This window comes from Streptomyces sp. LS-MS-L19 (assembly GCF_058382285.1).
Window position 1 is genome coordinate 7,564,337 of sequence record NZ_JBYCLL010000001.1, and the last position, 16,834, is coordinate 7,581,170.

At 71.7% G+C, this 16,834-nt stretch carries 12 protein-coding genes; 5 read left to right on the top strand and 7 right to left on the bottom strand.

All coding sequences use genetic code 11. The annotated features are described in order from the left end of the window. The first annotated feature begins 6 nt into the window (after nucleotides 1-6). Nucleotides 7-414: a peptide-methionine (R)-S-oxide reductase MsrB gene (gene msrB, locus AC2XR2_RS33770; RefSeq protein WP_330263817.1), complete on the top strand. Its 408-nt coding sequence runs from the start codon at nucleotides 7-9 to the stop codon at nucleotides 412-414. A gap of 76 nt (nucleotides 415-490) precedes the next feature. Continuing rightward, nucleotides 491-1,969 carry a glycoside hydrolase family 3 protein gene (locus AC2XR2_RS33775; RefSeq protein ID WP_491517103.1) on the top strand — a complete coding sequence of 493 codons (1,479 nt, stop codon included), beginning with the start codon at nucleotides 491-493 and terminating at the stop codon, nucleotides 1,967-1,969. A gap of 75 nt (nucleotides 1,970-2,044) precedes the next feature. Here the strand turns inward: AC2XR2_RS33775 and AC2XR2_RS33780 are convergent, their stop codons facing one another. Then, complete coding sequence (locus tag AC2XR2_RS33780) at nucleotides 2,045-3,355, bottom strand: glycoside hydrolase 5 family protein (RefSeq protein WP_491517104.1); 1,311 nt, start codon at nucleotides 3,353-3,355, stop codon at nucleotides 2,045-2,047. An 8-nt stretch (nucleotides 3,356-3,363) separates the two neighbouring features. Here AC2XR2_RS33780 and AC2XR2_RS33785 point away from each other — a divergent pair, with 8 nt between their 5' ends. Beyond that, entirely contained in the window at nucleotides 3,364-4,449 is a 1,086-nt protein-coding gene (locus tag AC2XR2_RS33785; protein ID WP_491517105.1) for an N-acetylglucosamine kinase, read from the top strand. After that, nucleotides 4,446-6,656, top strand: a complete 2,211-nt coding sequence (locus AC2XR2_RS33790; protein WP_491517106.1) for a glycoside hydrolase family 3 N-terminal domain-containing protein — start codon at nucleotides 4,446-4,448, stop codon at nucleotides 6,654-6,656. Before AC2XR2_RS33785 ends, AC2XR2_RS33790 begins: the two co-directional genes overlap by 4 nt. Here AC2XR2_RS33790 and AC2XR2_RS33795 read toward each other — a convergent pair. From AC2XR2_RS33795 to AC2XR2_RS33820, 6 genes are all read right to left on the bottom strand, one after another. Beyond that, a complete protein-coding gene (locus AC2XR2_RS33795) occupies nucleotides 6,620-7,504 on the bottom strand; it encodes a carbohydrate ABC transporter permease (RefSeq protein WP_491517107.1) in 885 nt (294 codons plus the stop codon). The genes AC2XR2_RS33790 and AC2XR2_RS33795 overlap by 37 nt on opposite strands. Then, nucleotides 7,501-8,505 carry a carbohydrate ABC transporter permease gene (locus tag AC2XR2_RS33800; RefSeq protein ID WP_491518550.1) on the bottom strand — a complete coding sequence of 335 codons (1,005 nt, stop codon included), beginning with the start codon at nucleotides 8,503-8,505 and terminating at the stop codon, nucleotides 7,501-7,503. Before AC2XR2_RS33800 ends, AC2XR2_RS33795 begins: the two co-directional genes overlap by 4 nt. A gap of 17 nt (nucleotides 8,506-8,522) precedes the next feature. Beyond that, complete coding sequence (locus tag AC2XR2_RS33805) at nucleotides 8,523-9,899, bottom strand: extracellular solute-binding protein (RefSeq protein ID WP_449353308.1); 1,377 nt, start codon at nucleotides 9,897-9,899, stop codon at nucleotides 8,523-8,525. A gap of 118 nt (nucleotides 9,900-10,017) precedes the next feature. Next, entirely contained in the window at nucleotides 10,018-10,755 is a 738-nt protein-coding gene (locus tag AC2XR2_RS33810) for a peptidyl-prolyl cis-trans isomerase (protein ID WP_491517108.1), read from the bottom strand. Then, the gene (locus AC2XR2_RS33815; RefSeq protein ID WP_491517109.1) at nucleotides 10,701-14,912 is read right to left on the bottom strand and encodes a glycoside hydrolase family 38 N-terminal domain-containing protein; all 4,212 of its coding nucleotides are present in this window, start codon (nucleotides 14,910-14,912) and stop codon (nucleotides 10,701-10,703) included. The genes AC2XR2_RS33810 and AC2XR2_RS33815 overlap by 55 nt, the downstream gene beginning before the upstream one ends. 128 nt (nucleotides 14,913-15,040) lie before the next feature. Further along, nucleotides 15,041-15,925, bottom strand: a complete 885-nt coding sequence (locus AC2XR2_RS33820; RefSeq protein WP_330263809.1) for a MurR/RpiR family transcriptional regulator — start codon at nucleotides 15,923-15,925, stop codon at nucleotides 15,041-15,043. A 119-nt stretch (nucleotides 15,926-16,044) separates the two neighbouring features. Between AC2XR2_RS33820 and AC2XR2_RS33825 the strand changes: the two genes are divergently transcribed. Next, nucleotides 16,045-16,809 (top strand): sugar isomerase domain-containing protein, encoded by a 765-nt coding sequence (locus AC2XR2_RS33825; RefSeq protein ID WP_491517110.1) that lies wholly within the window; start codon nucleotides 16,045-16,047, stop codon nucleotides 16,807-16,809. Nucleotides 16,810-16,834: the final 25 nt, after the last annotated feature.

Below are 16,834 nucleotides of genomic sequence, written 5' to 3' on the forward strand. Positions count from 1 at the left end.
AGCTTCATGTCGTACGACGTCGAAAAGCCGGACGAGCAGTGGCGAGCGGAGCTGACGCCGGCCGAGTACGCCGTACTCCGCCAGGCCGGTACGGAGCCCGCCTTCACCGGTGAGTACACCGACACCAAGACCACCGGCGTGTACTCCTGTCGCGCCTGCGGTGCCGAACTCTTCACCTCCACCACGAAGTTCGAGTCCCACTGCGGCTGGCCGTCCTTCTACGACCCGAAGGACACCGACGCGGTCGAACTGATCGAGGACCGCTCCCACGGCATGGTCCGCACCGAGGTGCGCTGCGCCCGCTGCGGCTCGCACCTCGGGCACGTCTTCGAGGGCGAGGGGTATCCGACGCCCACCGACCAGCGGTACTGCATCAACAGCATCTCGCTGCGGCTGACGGCGGACGAGGGCTGACACCACCACCCCCGGAGTGAATGACCGAACCATTGGTCTGTTGACTTTCGGCTGAGTGAGCCAGAGGATTCCGGGGGTGACCCACTCCGAGCACCCGTCTGCCCGCACCGCCCTCCCCGTCGACCTCGACGAGGCCGCCCACCGCTGCCTCGTCGCCGGGTTCGAGGGGACCACGGCCGTCCCCGACACCCTGAAGCGGCTCATCGACCGCGGCCTCGGCGGGGTCATTCTGTTCACCCGCAACGTGCGCGACGCGGAGCAGGTGCGCCGCCTCACCGACACCCTGCGGGCCCTGCGCCCCGACCTGCTGGTCGCCATCGACAACGAGGGCGGCGGCATCGGGCACCTGGTGGCCGCGGGCGCCCCCGAGGTCCCCGGCAGCTACGCCCTCGGCGTCGTCGACGACCCGGCCCTCACCGCCCGCTGCGCCGACGCGCTCGCCGGACACCTGGCCGCCCTCGGCATCACCGCCTCCTACGCGCCCGTCGCCGACGTCCAGCGGCAGGCCGACAACCCGATCGTGCGCACCCGGGCCTTCGGCGAGGACACCGAGCTGGTCTCCCGGCATCTGCGCGCCTGGATCGCCGCGACCGAGGCACGCGGCATCGCCTCCTGCGCCAAGCACTTCCCGGGGCACGGCGGCACCCTCACCGACAGCCACCACGAGATCGCCGTCGACCCGCGGCCGTACGAGGAACTCGACCTCGCGCCCTTCCGGGCCGCGATCGCCGCGGGGGTGCCGATGCTGATGAGTGCGCACGTCGTGTTCCCGGCGCTCGACGCCAACCGTCCGGCCACGCTCAGCCGTCGCATCCTGGGCGATCTGCTCCGGCACGAGCTCGACTTCGACGGGGTGCTGGTCAGCGACGCGCTGGAGATGAAGGCGATCGCCGACCTGTACGGGGAGGCCGCGGGGGCGCGGATCGCCCTCGCCGCCGGGGCCGACCAGGTCATCGTCGCCGTGGCCGATCTCAGGGTCACCCTGGAGTGCCGGGACGCCGTGCTGGAGGCGCTGCGGGACGGGGTGCTGGCGGAGGAGCGGATCCGGGAGGCGGCGGGGCGGGTGCAGCGGCTGGCCTCGCGGTACGCGACGCCGGCGGCGGAGGTCGCGCCGTGGGACGCGGAGGCCGGTCTTGAGGCGGCCAGGCGGGCCGTGTGCGGTCAGGAGCTGCCGGTTCGTGTGTCCGGGGCGCATGTCGTGGATCTGTTCCCGGCGCCGCATCCCGCGTTGAACTGGGGCGGGGAGGATCTGCTGACCCAGGTGCTGGCTGTTGATCCGACGGCTACGGGGACGGCGGTTTCCGGGGAGCCGGTTGATCCTTCCGCGCTCGTCGACGTGATTCTGGCCAAGGCCGGGAGTGCGCCGCTGGTCGTGGCCACGTGTGATGCGGGCCTGTACCCGTGGCAGGCCCGCATGCGGGATGAGCTGATGGGCCGGAGGCAGGGGGCGGTACGGGTCGCCACGGGGCTGCCGGAGGATGGCGCGTTGTGTTCTTACGGGCGGGGGAAGGTCAATTTGCGGGCGGTGGCTGAAGTGCTGAACGCTGCGCGGTGAGTGCGGGCCGGTGGGGCTTCTCGCGCCCGCGCGGCGGAGCCGCAGATCGACACAGCCCCGCGCCCCTGGAGTAGCTCACCTGCACGGAATGTGTATGAGCTCCTTGATTCCCCTGGCCGCCAAGTAGGTTTCGTCCTCCGCCCGTTCCGCCAGCACCACCGCCGGGCGCACCCCCTGCTGCCGCAACCGCATCCACTCCTCGAAGTACGTGCCTCCCGGGCCCGAGACCGATCGCGTGGACGGGGTGCAGTCCAGGACCAGGGCCGTGTCGCGGGGGAGGGCCGCCAGGGGGGCCACCCGGAGTTCCGCCACTGTGGACGCCAGGGCTTCCGCGATCGGCTTGGGGCGGCCCTGTGCGTCGAAGAGGCCCAGCGTGTACTCCAGTTCCGGGAAGTCCGCCAGGGTGCGGTCCACGTCGTGGGAGCACCACCACGTGACGCCCCACAGACCCTCGCAGCCGGACGCGTTGAGGATCGTCTCGCGGGCGAAGTGCGGGGCGTCGGCGGCCGGGATGTGGGGTTCGGGGGCGCCCGTCTCCTGGACCCAGACCGGGCGGGAGGGGTCCTCGGCGTAGGCCTTGGCGAGTTCCGTGCCGTACTCGGCGAGGTGCAGGACCTGGGGGGAGCGGGGGCCGTAGAGGCCGGCGCAGCCGCCGGAGAAGACCCAGGGGTGGACGGTGGTGACGTCGCCCTTGCGGGCCGAGGCCTGCGGGGTGAAGGGGTGGTCGTCGCCGTACCAGGCCGCGTCGTACGCGGAGTGGGTCACCAGGCCCGCGCCCGCGCCGAGCCCCTCGCGGGCCGCCGCCAGCAGGGAGTCCAGGTAGTGGTCGACCTCCTCGACCGTCGCCGGGTTGTGCTCGATCAGGTTGTTGAGCTCGTTGCCCAGCTGGAGGCCGATGAGGTTGGGGCGGCCGGACAGGGCGCGGCCGAGGGTGCGCAGCAGGTCGGCCTGGGCGGCGACGGCGTCCGGGTCGGTGAAGACGTTGCGGTGGTGCCAGCTGCGGGTCCACTCCGGGTAGAAGTCGAAGCTCGACAGATGGCCCTGCACGCCGTCCACCAGGACGTCCAGGCCCGCCTCGGCGGCCAGGTCGACCAGCTGCGCGAGCTGGTCGACGGCGGTGCTCCGGATCAGGGTGCGGTTGGGCTGGAGGAGCGGCCAGAGGTGGAAGACCCGGACGTGGTCGAGGCCGAGTCCGGCGATCTGGGCGAGATCCTCGCGGGTGCGGGCCGGATCGAAGTCGTGCCAGGCGTGGAACCAGCCGTGGCGGGGCGTGTAGTTGACGCCGAAGCGGAGCGTGGGAATGGGATCCTCCTCGGGTTCGGCCCGGTCCGACCTCGGCCCGGCTCGTCTTCCGCTCTTGTCCTGCGCGAATGTATCAATCACCATAGTCATCGATGGGTAATTATTTGAACCACGAACTGGGAGACGGTCCCGGCGCCCTGGTCATCGGCCTCGACGCCGGCGGGACCCGCACCCGCGCGCTCCTCGCCGCCGCCTCCGCCACCGACGGCCGGGTGCTCGGCGAGGCCGTCGGCGGTCCCGGCAACGCCATGACCGTGCCGGTCCCGCAGCTCACCGAGCACCTCGTCGAGGCACTCGCCCGAGTGGTGCCCGAGGAAGCCCGCGGCCGGGTCGTGGCCGTGACCGGCGGTTTCGCGGGCGCCACGGCGGCCTCCGCCGAGGATCCCGGCACCGTGAAGGCCCGTACGGCCCTCACCGAGGCGCTGCGCCGCCTCGGTGTCCCGTCGGGCCGGGTCGGCGTGTGCAGCGACATCGAGGCCGCCTTCGCCGCCGCCCCCGGCACCCCCTCCGACGGCCTCGCCCTGGTCGCGGGCACCGGAGCGGTCGCCCTGCGCGTCACCGCCCGGCGCGCCACCACCACGGTCGACGGCGACGGCTGGCTCCTCGGTGACGAGGGCAGCGGCTTCTGGATCGGCCGCAGCGCGGTCCGCGCCGCCCTGCGCATGGCCGACGGCCGCGGCCGCCCCACCGTCCTCGCCGCCTGGGTCGGGCGCACCCTCGGCCTGCCCGTCGACGTCCTCCCCAAGGGCGGAATCCCTTCGTACGACCATGGCGGCACCGACCTGCCGAGCGGTACCGGCACCCCCACCCCCGGAGTCCCCGGCTGGGAGCGCGCCCGGCGTGAGGACTTCCGCCGGCATCTGCTGCCCGCCGTCATGGCCGACCCGCCGATCCGGCTGGCCCGCTTCGCCCCGCTGGTCGCCGAGGCGGCGGCCGAGAAGGACGCCGTGGCCCTGGCGATCCTCGCCGAGGCGGCCGACCACCTGCTGGAGACCGTACGGGCGCTGGAACCGCGCCCCGGCGAGCGGATCGTCGCCACCGGCGGCCTCCTCGGACCGGCGGGCCCCCTCACCGCCCCGCTGGCCGACCGGCTCCGCACCCATGACCTGAGCCTCGACTGGGTGGCCGACGGCTGCCCCGGCGCGGTCGCCCTCGCACGACTGGCCCACACCTCATGAGCGACGCCCTCTACCGCGACCCCACCGCCCCGACCGACGCCCGCGTCCGGGACCTCCTCGCGCGGATGACCCTGCGCGAGAAGGCCGGCCAGCTCAACCAGCGGATGTACGGCTGGGACGCCTACCGGCGCACCCCCGACGGCGGCTTCGAACTCACCGACGCCCTGTACGCCGAGACCGACCGCTTCGAGGGCCTCGGCGCCCTGTACGGCCTCCAGCGCGCCGACGCCTGGTCCGGCGTGGACCACGGGAGCGGGCCCGGCGCCGAGGACGGGGCCGAGCTGGCCGAGCTGGTGCAGCGGCATGTCGTGGAGCGGAGCCGGCTCGGCATTCCCGCCCTCTTCGTCGAGGAGGTCCCGCACGGCCTCATGGCCCTGGACGGCACGGTCCTCCCGGTCAACCTGGCGGTCGGCGCCGGCTGGGACCCGGACCTGTACGAGCGTGCCGCCGCGCACGCCGCCGCCGAACTGCGCGCCCGCGGCGGCCATGTGGCCCTCGTCTCGGCGCTGGACATCGTCCGCGACCCGCGCTGGGGCCGCACGGAGGAGTGCTTCGGCGAGGACCCCTACCTGGCCGCGCGGCTCACCCAGGCGCTGGTCCGGGGGATGCAAGGGGCCGGTGACGTCTTCGCGGAGGACAAGGCCCCCGTCGTCCTCAAGCACTTCGCGGGCCAGGGTGCCACCGTCGGCGGTCGCAACTCCGCCGAGTCCGAGCTCGGTTGGCGCGAACTCCACGAGATCCACCTCCCCGCCGCCCGGGCCGGTGTCCGCGCGGGCGCCGCCGCCGTCATGGCCGCGTACAACGAGGTCGACGGCATGCCCTGCTCCGGCAACCGCGCCCTGCTCACCGGGCTGCTCCGTGAGGAGTGGGGCTTCGAGGGGCTGGTCATGGCGGACGGTCTCGCCGTCGACCGGCTCGCCCGTATCACCGGCGACAAGGTCTCGGCGGGCGTTCTCGCACTCAACTCCGGTGTGGATCTGAGCCTTTGGGACGACGGCTTCACCCACCTGGAGGAAGCGGTCGAGCGCGGGCTCGTCGAAGAGACGGTCCTCGACGCGGCCGTCGCCCGCGTCCTGCGCCTCAAGTTCCGGCTGGGACTGTTCGAACGACGGCACACGGCCGCCGCTCCGCCGCCCGGTGGTGCGGAGCTCAGCAAGGAGATCGCCCGGGCCGCCGTGACCCTCCTGCGCAACGACGGGGTGCTGCCCATCGGCGGGCACGTCTCCCGACTCGCCGTGCTCGGACCCCAAGCGGCCACCACCGCCCACCAGTTGGGCGACTACACCGCTCCGCAGCGCCCCGGCACCGGCAGCAGCGTCCTCGACGCCCTGCGCCGGCTCGCCCCGCCCGGACTCGACATCCGCCACGCCCCCGGCTGCGCCCTCACCGGCACGGACCTCTCCGGCATCCCGGCGGCGATCGCCGCGGCCGCCGCCTCCGACCTCGCCGTGCTGGTGCTGGGTGGCAGCAGCGCCCGCACCACCGGGACCGAGTTCGACGCCAACGGGGCGGCACTCACCGCGGTCCCCGAGATGACCTGCGGCGAGGGCGTCGACCTGGCCGAACTGCGGCTCGGCGCGGCCCAGTACGCGCTCCTCGACGCCGTCGTGGCCACGGGCACGCCGACCGCCGTCGTGCTGGTCCAAGGGCGCCCCCACGTCGTACCGGACACCGCGCCCGCGCTGCTCACGGCCTGGTACCCCGGCCCCTGGGGCGGCGACGCCATCGCCGAGGTCCTGCTCGGACTCGCCGAACCGGCGGGCCGACTCCCGGTCTCCGTGCCGCGCTCGGCGGCCCAGCTCCCCGTCTACTACAACCACAAGGACACCGAGTACGGCGGGTACGTGGACCAGAGCGCCGAGCCGCGGTACTCCTTCGGGCACGGGTTGTCGTACACGGACTTCGCGTACGGCGAGCCGCGTCTGACGGGACGTACGGTCGAGGTCGACGTCACCAACACCGGCCCGCGCTACGGCCGTTCAGTGGTCCAGGTCTACCTTCGCCGTCTCGTCACGCCGACCTGGCCGCGCACCCTCGAACTGTGTGCGTTCGAGGGTGTCGGCCTGGCCCCGGGGGAGCGCCGTACGGTGACCCTGCCGCTCCGAGGTCTCGGTGGCACCGTCGAGATCAGGGTCGCCGCGTCAGCCGCGGAGGCGCTCGGCGTGAAGGGTCACAGCTTCACGGCCCCCGCCGAGACGCCCTTGTAGAACCACCGCTGGGTGATCACGAACAGCACCAGCACCGGGATCACCGAGATCACCGAACCGGCCATCACCATCCGCTGGTCGTAGCCGAACGACGAGCTCTGGAGACGGGAAAGGCCCAGCGTCAGCGTCATGTTGCTCTCGGAGCGCAGCACGATCAGCGGCCACAGGAAGTCGTCCCAGGCGCTGATGAAGGTGTTGATGACGACGACCAGGATCGCGCCCCACGCCGACGGCAGATACAGGTACCGGAAGCGCTGCCACTCGTTCGCGCCGTCCAGCATCGCCGAGTCCTCGATCTCGCGCGGGACCGCGAGGAACGCGCCGCGCATGAGGAGGACGTTGATCGCGCCGACGAAGCCGGGCAGCCACACACCGGCCAGGCTGTCCACCAGGCCGAGGTCCCGGATGCTCAGGAACAGCGACACCATGATCGACTCGAAGGGGAACATCATCGAGGCGACCAGGACCACCCAGACCGCCTTGCGGCCCTTCCAGCCGGGCTTGGAGAGCATGTAGCCGGCGGTGGTGGAGAACAGCAGCTGGCTGGTGACCGACAGGGCCACCACGATCAGGCTGTTCTTGATGTACGACCACACCGGCACCTGGTCGAAGACGGTCCGGTAGGCGCGCAGGGTCGGGTGGTGCGGCAACAGGGTGGCGTCCGCGCCGAAGACGTCCTCGCTCGTGCCCTTCAGGGAGGCCAGCAGCTGCCACAGCAGCGGGCCCACGGTGAGGCCGAGCACCAGGAGGAGCAGCAGATAGCGGACGAGCAGCTCGCGGGGGCGGCCGTAGTCCCGCCAACGCGGTGTCAGACGGCGGCGCTTGGGCGCGAGGGCGGTCGTCGTCATGCCTCGTCCTCCTTCGTCAGGCGCTGCGCCAGCAGGGTCAGCCCCAGCGTCAGCGCGAACAGGGCCACGCTGACGGCCGAGCCGTAGCCGGCGTTGCCGGTGATGGGGTCCAGGCCGACGTCCCGGATGTAGAACGGCAGGGTGCGGTCGGCGCCGCCGGGGCCGCCGGTGGAGCTGCCGAGCATGTAGATCTCGGTGAAGACCCTGAGCGAGCCGATGCCGGTGAGGGTGCCGACGAGCATCATGGCCTGCCGTACGCCCGGCACGGTGATGTGCCAGAAGCGGCGGGCCGCTCCGGCGCCGTCCATGGCGGCGGCCTCGTGGAGTTCCTTGGGGACGTTCCCGAGGGCGGCCAGGTAGAACACCATGTACCAGCCGAGGCCCTTCCACAGGGTCAGGCCCATCGCGGACAGCAGGATCAGCCACGAGTCCGACAGGAACGGGATGGCCGACCTGATCAAGTGGGCTTTCTGGAGCCAGGTGTTGACCAGTCCGTCGTCCGCGAGCAGCCACTGCCAGCTCAGGCCCACGACCACGCTGGAGGCCAGCACCGGGGTGTAGAAGGCGGACCGGAAGAAGCCGATGCCCGGCAGGTTCTTCTCCACCAGCACCGCGAGCAGCAGCGGCAGCAGCACCATCAGCGGTACGACGATCAGCGCGTACAGGATGCTGTTGCGGGTCGCCAGCCAGAAGTCCGAGTCGTCCAGCATCCGCGTGTAGTTGTCGAGCCCGACGAAGCTCGACGCGCCGCCCAGCGGCTTGGCGTTGGTGAACGACAGCAGCACCGTGTTGAGGAACGGGAACACGCCGAAGACCACCGCGCAGGCGATCGCGGGCGCGGTCCACAGCCACGGCAGCCACCAACGGCGGTACATGGCCGCTCCGTTGGCGCCGGGGGCGGGGCCGGGGAGCGCGGCCCTGGCGAGTCGGCGGAGGCGGGACGGGGCCGGGCCCGGCGTGGAGGAGGTCGGGGACTCCGCCACGCCGGACACCGGCTTCATGGTCTGTGCCGTCACCGTCAGCTGCCCTGCTTCAGGAGTTCGTTGGACTTCTCCTGGGCGTCCTTGACGGCGTCCGCAGCGCTCTTCTTGCCCTGCATGGCCAGCTGCACCTGGGACACGATGGCGTTCTGCACGGCCGGGGAGAGGTTGGTCTGGTTGGTGTCGGCCGTCTTGAGCTGGTCGGCGACGAGCTTGCGGGCCTGCGAGAACGGGTCGCTGCCGGTGACGTTCTGGAAGAACGGGTCGTCCAGCGACTTCGTCGTCGTCGGGAAGATCACCACGTCCGGGTCCTTGCACCAGGCCGTCTGGTTCTCGGCGTTGGTGAGGAACTCGGCGAACGACAGGGCGACCGGCGCGTGCTTGCTGGTCGCGGCGACCGAGATGTACTGCGGGGCACCGGCGGAGGCGCGGCCGAGCGCGTCGTAGGGCTGCTGTCCGACGGCCGTCTTGTCGTAGACGGACGGGCTGTTCTGCTTCACGAACCGCACGAAGCTCGGGTTCGTCGAGCCGTACGCGACCTTGCCCTGGCTGTAGAGCGTGGACGGGTCGTTGCTGGAGGACAGCGAGTCCTTCGGCATCGCGCCCTCCTTGTACAGCTTCGCCATCCAGGCGACCCACTGGGTGGTGCGCGGGTCGTCGGCGAAGACGGCGGACTTGCCGTCGGGGGAGAGGACCTTGATGCCCATCTGGTCGAAGTCCGCGGGGATGCGCCAGATCGGGTTGGCCATCGTCGCGAAGAACTTGCCGTCGGCGGCCTTGGCGACCTTCTCGTAGTCGGCGAAGAGCCCGAAGATGCTCGTCGGCGGCTTCGCCGGGTCCACGCCGGCCTTCGCCAGCAGGTCCTTGTTGTACGTCAGGAGGACACCGCCGGTGTACCAGGGCAGCGTGGTGTGGATCGACTTGCCGGAGGCGTCCGCGAAGGTGGCGGTCTTCCAGAAGGACGGCACGAAGGGCTTGGCCGCGTCGGGGTCCTTGGTGCCGATGTCGAGCAGGTAGCCGGCCTTGGTGAGGGCGGTCGCCGTCGGCGCGTTGACGTTGATGACGTCGGCCATCGTGCAGGCCTGGGCGTCGGCGACGGTCCGGGTGGTGAACGTGTTGTCACCGGGGTCGTCGATCCACTTGACCTTGGTGCCGGGGTGGGCCTTCTCGAAGTCGGCGATCACTCCGTTGAAGAAGTCGCCGAAGTCTTTCTTCAGGTTCGTCGTCTGGAAGGTGATGTCGCCCTTGACCTCGCCGGTGAGCTTGCCCGACCCGACGTTGCCCTTGTCGACCTTGCAGCCGCCGGCGGTGGCGTCACCGCTGTCGGAACCGCCGCCGGACAGGCCGCAGCCGGCGGCCGTGAGCGACAGCACGGCGATACAGGTCAGGGTGCGGGTCAGTCTCTTTACGCGCATGTGATGCCCCTCCACGGCTGGTTCAATGAACCAACTCCGACTCCGATTGATGAAAAGGTGGACCAGAATTCATCGGAGGTCAATGGTTTGCCGTGTTGCTTTTAGGTTCCGTAGGAGATCAGTGACGGTGTTCGTGGTCCGGATGGGACGGATCGCCGGGGTGTTCGTGCCCGTGGGAGTAGGTCACATCGGCGCGTGCCTGGTCCAGCCAGCCGAAGAAGGCCTGGTGGCCCGCGGCCCGTTGCAGCTCGCGTGAGATGGCCTCGCGGACCTCCTCGTACGGGCGTACGTCCTCCGGGGCCGCCCCGTCGAAGGGGGTCACGCCTCGCCGTAGCGCGTCCGGGGTGAGGAAGCGGTCCTGGTTGCGGTCGTAGTAGTCGCGTACGGCGGTCTCCGGGACCGTCTGTTCGGACTCCAGGGCGGCGAGGAGGGTGCGGGCGGCGGGGGAGTGGGCCAGCGCTGCGGCGACGATGCTGCCCAGGTCTGCGACGTCGGACTCGGCCAGGGTGAGGGCCTTGGCCGGGGAGAGCTCTTCCGGGACCTTCAGGCCTCGGCCGGCGCAGGCCCTGCGGGCGAGTTCGTCGGTGACGATCACTTGGGTGGCCCAGCGGCGTCTTTGTCTCGCGACAGAGGGGGGTTCCATCTGTCGTCGGGCGGGTGCGGGGCCGTCGTGGCTGGTCGCGCCCCGCGGCGGAGCCGCAAATTGATGCAGCCCCGCGCCCCTGTACGGCGCTTCCAAGAAGGCGTTCACCCGTGCTGTCGGCAGGGGTTCGCCGTCTATCAGTGCTGCGTGTTCCGGCGTCACGAAGTCACCTCCAAGGGGATCGTCCTCGTGTATGCCACCTGGCCGTTCCATGCCGCCTTCGCCATCAGCCAGTACGAACCCGGGGGGATCTGTGAGCCGTCCACCTCGATCACGGACTCGGCACGCTCCCCTCCCCGCACCCTGAAGCCCTGCAGGCCCGGCCCCACGCCCTGCCACGTGCCCCAGGACGACACCGCCCACAGCTGGCCGCCGACCGGGCCCCGGGTGGTGTTGTGCAGGCTCACCGGAACCTGAGCCCGCTCACCGTGGCGCACGGTGACCCGGTCGGCGTTCAGCTCGCACGTCAGTCCCGGACCGGCCGGTGGGGAGCCCGGCACGTCGAGGCCGACGACGTCCTCGTAGGTCTGGCCGCCGTACGTCAGCCGGGCCGTGACCCAGTGGCGGCCGGGCTCGGCGTCCGGTGGCGGTGTCACCCTGACCTCGGACAGGGAGAAGCCGCCGGGGCCCAGCGCGTACGGCAGTTCGGCGGGCTCCGCGGACCAGCCGGGCGGTACCTCGAAGACCACCGTGCCCTGCGTCGAGGTGTCCGTGAGTTCCGAGCCGACCCGGACCGTCGCGGTGACGGGGCCCGTGGCGGTCAGGGCGGTGGGGGAGACATAGACGGACACCGGCATGTTGCCCCGGGGGGCCGGTCCGGAGTTGTGGAGCCAGTAGCGGGTGTGGATCGGCTGGGCGGGCTCGTGGGCGGCGACGCCGGGGTCGGTCCCCGGTTCGGGGGCCTGCGGGGGTGCGGCCAGGACGGTGACCACCTCGAAGCCGGTGAGCGCCGTTTCCAGGGTCCCTTCGCCGTCCGGTGTCAGCGGCTCACCCGGCCTTTCCAGTACGTCAGCCCGGGCGCCCTCCGTCCAGGCGACCGGCCCGCGCACCCGGGCCCGCACCGGCCGCCCGTTCACCTCGTGCACCCGGACCACGACCCCGCGCCCGGGGTCCGCCGGGGCCGAGCCGCCCCTGGCCAGCGGTGAGCCCAGTGGCTTGAGGGCGTCCAGGAGCACCTCGCGGGCAGGTTCCACCTCCAGCAGGGAGGTCGTGCGGGGCAGCAGCGGGTTCTCGCCCTCGTCGCGCACCCTGGCCGTGAGCGGGTGGTTGTACTCGTGGCCGCGCGCGGGGAGTTCGAGGTCCCGCCAGTCGCCCTCGCCCGCGACGACCGCGTACTCGAAGGTGTGCGACCAGCGCTGGAGCTGGAAGCCCGAACCGTCGGGGGTGGTGCGGCGGGGCGGGTCGACCCAGATGCCGGACGGCCAGCCGGTGCAGGAGCGCATGAGCGACATGTAGAGGTCGCCGGAGCCGGTGATCACACAGCCGGGCGTGCCCCGGTTCAGGACGGCGAAGCCGCGCCCGTCCCAGGCGTCGCCGGGCGGGAGGGCCTCACCGCCGCCCGCCGCGGTGGCCGTGATCGTGAAGTCGTCGAGGTCGGCGATCAGCGTGTCCACCGCCTTCGCGTCCCCCGAGGGGTCGGCGCCCGCGACCACCAGCAGCGGCAGGCGTTCCAGGTCGCGCAGGTCGGCGCCGGGCACCCACTCCTCGCGCAGGGAGGCGCGCGGCGCGACCCAGACGGCCGCCACGCCCTGTTCGGCGACCTGGCGGCGCAGTTCGCGGTCGGCGGCCGGGTCCATGGCGAGGGCCTCGGCGACCAGGGAGTTGCGCTCCGGGCCGCCGACGGCGATCCGGATGTCGGGGAGGTTGGAGTCGACCTCCAGGTCGCCGTAGCGGGGACCGCCGGCGATGGTCGAGGTGGCGGTGACGCCCGCGCGGACCAGCGCCGCCGCGAGCGGGGCGCCCAGCTCACCGGCCTCGTCCCAGTCGGCGTACACCAACTCGGCGACCCCGATGGACCGTTGGCCCAGAGCCGCCCCGGAGTCGTCCCGGAGCGCGACCCGGGCCGTGGAACCGAGCGCGAACCAGGTGTTGGCCGGGTTGTCCAGCGTCCAGGGGAACTCCTCGCTGTTGACCTCCACGAAGCCGAAGCCCCGTCCGATCACCGCGTCGGCGACCTCGTGCACGGGCAGTCCGCCCCGCACGTCGGAGGGCCAGCGGACGCGGATCAGGCGGTCCTCGCCGTCGTAACCGTCGATCGTCGTGGAGACGTCGAGCCGGTCCACGCCGGTCCACAGGGTCAGGCGCTGGGTGTACGTGAACAGCCCGAGGTCGGCGCGGACGGTGATGCGGGAGCCGGCCGGGGAGTGATCGACATCGATGTCGGCGGTCACGTCACGGCTGCGGGCGGCGGTCGTGCCGGTCGGGGTGAGGTGCCAGGGGCCCTCGCCGAAGCGCGGGTGCCGGGCGAACTCCTCCTGGACGACGAGCTCGTTGCCGATGTCCCCGGCGGGCAGGAGTTCCCGGTCCTCGGCGACCGACCTGAGACTGCTCACGGCGCCGCCGCGCGCCGGGTCGACCGTCACCTCGTAGAACTCGTTGCGGATGGTCGTGCCCTCGCCGGGGGCCCACTCGGGGATCGAACCGGCCGCCAGGGGCAGGGCCTTCAGGCCCATGCCGGGCACCTGCGGTACGACGACCCGGAGGGTGCCGTCCTCCTCGCGGACGGCCGGCAGCGGCTGGAAGTCGTCGCCGACGGGGACGAGCCCCGGGTCGGCGACGGTCAGCACGTCCCGCCGTTCCCAGGTGGCCGGGTTGAAGACCACGAGATCGGGTCCGGTGCCCGGCTCGACCCGGTCGGCCAGCGCCTTCGTCGCGTCGGCGTGCACGGTCTCGGCGAGGTCGGCCAGCTCCCGCCAGCCGGTGAGGAGATCGATGTACACCTGGTCCGACTCGGAGCCGGTGATGGCGTCGTGGTGGGCGCCGTAGACCAGCTGCCGCCAGGCCTTGTCGAGGGCCGCGTCCGGATAGGGGTGCCCGGTGACGAGCGAGGCGAGCGTCGCCCAGGCCTCCGCGTCGGCGAGGAGCGTCTCGCCGTACCGCTGGGCCTGCTTGGTGTCGATGTAGGAGACGTCCTTGCCGGTGTAGACCGGGTTCATGTCCCGCGTCTGCGGCGAGGCCCTGCGGCCCTCGGCCGCCAACTCGGCGCGGACGGCGGCGAAGAAGTCCCGGGGGACGCCGGAGACGAACCGCGGCCACACGTAACGGGCGTTCCAGTCCCGGTGGATGTCCATCACCCAGCGGCACGGCGGCGCGTAGTCACCGCCGACCGGGAGCAGCACGTTGCGGGTGAGCGCGACCTGCTTGAGCCCCTTGAAGAGTTTGAGGGCCTCCGCCTCCGCCGCGGGCAGGGTCGGCGCGTTGTCGATCCGCCAGCCGGCCCCGTAGTGGTTGACCATGTACGCGGTGAGGATCCCGCGCCCCGAAGGGGCGATCCAGTCGAACTCGGCCGGGAACTGCATCCGGTTCGGATCCCGCGGCTCCTCGCCGAACACCGAGAGCGTGGGCCCCCACTGGTGGAACGGCCCGCGCGCCCACGAGCTGGACGTGACGCCCGCGTCCGCCATCAGCCCCGGGAACTGCGGGTCGTGCCCGAACGCGTCCAGCTGCCAGGCCGTCTCCGGGGACGCCCCGAGGACGGCCCGCTGGTATCCGTCGCCGTAGAGGGCATTGCGTACGGTCGCCTCGGCGCCGGTGAGATTGGTGTTCGGCTCGTTGTAGGTGCCGCCCATGATCTCGACGCGGCCGGTGCGGATCAGCTCTCGCAGGAAGCCGCGCTCCTCCGGGAAGGCGTTCCAGTACGGCTTGAGGTAGTCGACCTCGGCGAGCACGAAGGTGTACGCGGGGTCGCGCCGGGCGAGATCGGAGTGCGCCCTCACCAGGCTCATCCCGGACTGGCCGCGCGAGTCGAAGGTACGGGCGGGCAGTCCGGTGCCGGCCGGGTCGTCGGCGACGTCCCAGGTCTCGGTGTAGGCGCCCTGGGTGTTCCACCAGACCGGGTCGTAGTGGAAGTGGCTGACCATGAACATGGTCCAGCCGGGCTCGGCGACCGTGAACTCACCGGTGCCGCTCGCGGTGTGCTCCCGGTCGGTGGCGGTGACCGTCATCGGGCCGTCGGCGCCGGTCACCGGTATCTCGGCGTGTACGGTGCCGCTCTCGCCGACGGTCGCGACGGTCTCCCCGTGGGCGGCGCCCTCGACGGTGACACGGACCGACCGGCCCGGGACGTGCTCGATCTCGACCGCCACCACCTGACGCGGTTGCTCGGGGGTGCCGACGAACAGCTCGGTCGACTCGACAGAGGTGACGCGCATGGGGCTCCTACGAGTGCTCGTGCGTGCTCGGGGGAGCCCCATCCTGGCACCGCCGGGATGATTCAAACAACCATCTTCAGTTATCTCAGGTGGTTCATCCATACATTCCGGGCCAGCCGGAGCGTGGCTCAGCGGGCCCGGCGGTTCTTCACCGCGTGCTGCGGGGTGATGTGGTCGGTGAGCGCGAGGGAGGCGCTGGCCCGCTGGTAGGCGACCTGGCCGACCCGGACGTAGAGGCAGTCCACGATCATCAGGACGGAGTGCCGGCCGCCGATGCTGCCGGTGCGGAAACTGGTCTCCGAGGTCGCCGAGATGAGCCGGATGTCGGCGGCCTTGGCCAGCGGGGAGCGTGGATCGGTGGTGATGGCGATGGTGGTCGCGCCCCGCTCCTTGGCCATCTCGAAGGGTTCGAGGGTCTCGCGGGTGGCGCCCGAGTGGGAGATCCCTATGGCCACGTCGGCGGGGGTGAGCAGGGCCGCGGAGGTGGCGGCGCCGTGCACCTCGGTCCAGCCGCGCACCTGGCAGCCGATGCGGAACAGCCGGGTCTCGGTCTCCTGGGCGACCGCGCCGCTGCCGCCGACGCCGTACACATCGATCCGGCGGGCCTTGGCCAGTGCCTGGGCCGCCCGCTCCAGGGCGTCGAGGTCGATGCGCTCGATGGTCTGCTGGATCGCGCGCAGGTCGGCGCTGCCGACCACCTGGACGACCCGCTCCAGGCTGTCGTCCGGGGAGATGTCGGGGCCGATCTCGGCCGAGCCCCAGTCGGAGACCTCACCGCGGCCGCGCTCCTGGGCCAGTTCGATCAGCAGATGCTGGTAGGAGTCGAGTCCGATGGCCCGGCAGAACCGGGTCACCGTGGCCTGCGAGGTTCCGGTGCGGCGGCCCAGCTCGGCGGCCGAGCAGTGGGTGACGGCGGCCGGATCCTCCAGGATCAGCTCGCCGACCTTCCGCAGGGAACCGGCCAGCCGGGGCAGCTCGGTGCGGATCAGTGTGGTGACGTCCGTCGGAGGCATGGAAAGAAGGTATCAGCCACCCTTTGGGGCACTGATTGAATACCAGGACCGTGCTGTGATTTATTGATTCATCGATCGGTGATTGAATGGTGGTTCAATCCATCAGTGGGGAGTGTCGCGTGTCCGTCGAGTCAGTCAGCGCCCAGGGCTTCGCCGAACAGAGCCTGGACGTCCTCCGTCACGTCACCGAGTCCGCCCGCGAGGACGTGCGCCGAGCCGCCGGGCTGATCGCCGACTGCATCCGCGCCGACGGCGTGATCCAGGCCTTCGGCACCGGGCACTCCCAGGCGATGGTGCTGGAGATCGCGGGCCGTGCGGGTGGGCTCGTGCCCACGAACCGACTCCAGATGTCCGACCTCGTGCTGTACGGCGGGGACGCGCCGAGCGTTCTCGACGATCCGCTGTTGGAGCGCGCGCCGGGGGTCGCCCTCCGGCTGTACGACCTGGCCGCGCCTGCCCCTCAGGACCTCTTCGTGATCATCTCCAACTCCGGGGTCAACAACGTCATCGTGGAGATGGCGCTGCATGCGAAGTCGCGGGGGCACCGGGTTCTCGCGATCACCTCTCTCACCCACACGTCGGCCGTGCCGGCCGGGCATGCGAGCGGGAAGAAGCTCGTGGATCTGGCGGACGTGGTGCTGGACAACGCGGCGCCGGTGGGTGACGCGATGATGGCGTTGCCGGGGGGTGGGGCGGTGGGGGCGCTGTCGACTCTGACCGGGGTGATGCTGGTGCAGATGGCTGTCGCCGAGGCGTCGGGGTTGTTGCTTGCGTCCGGGGAGCGGCCGCCGGTGTATGTGTCGGCCAACGTGCCCGGTGGGTTCGAGGGGAATCTGGAGTTGGAGAAGCGGTATGCGGGGCGGGTTCGGCGTACGGCCACCTAGGGTTCGGGGTTTCTGGGGTATCGCG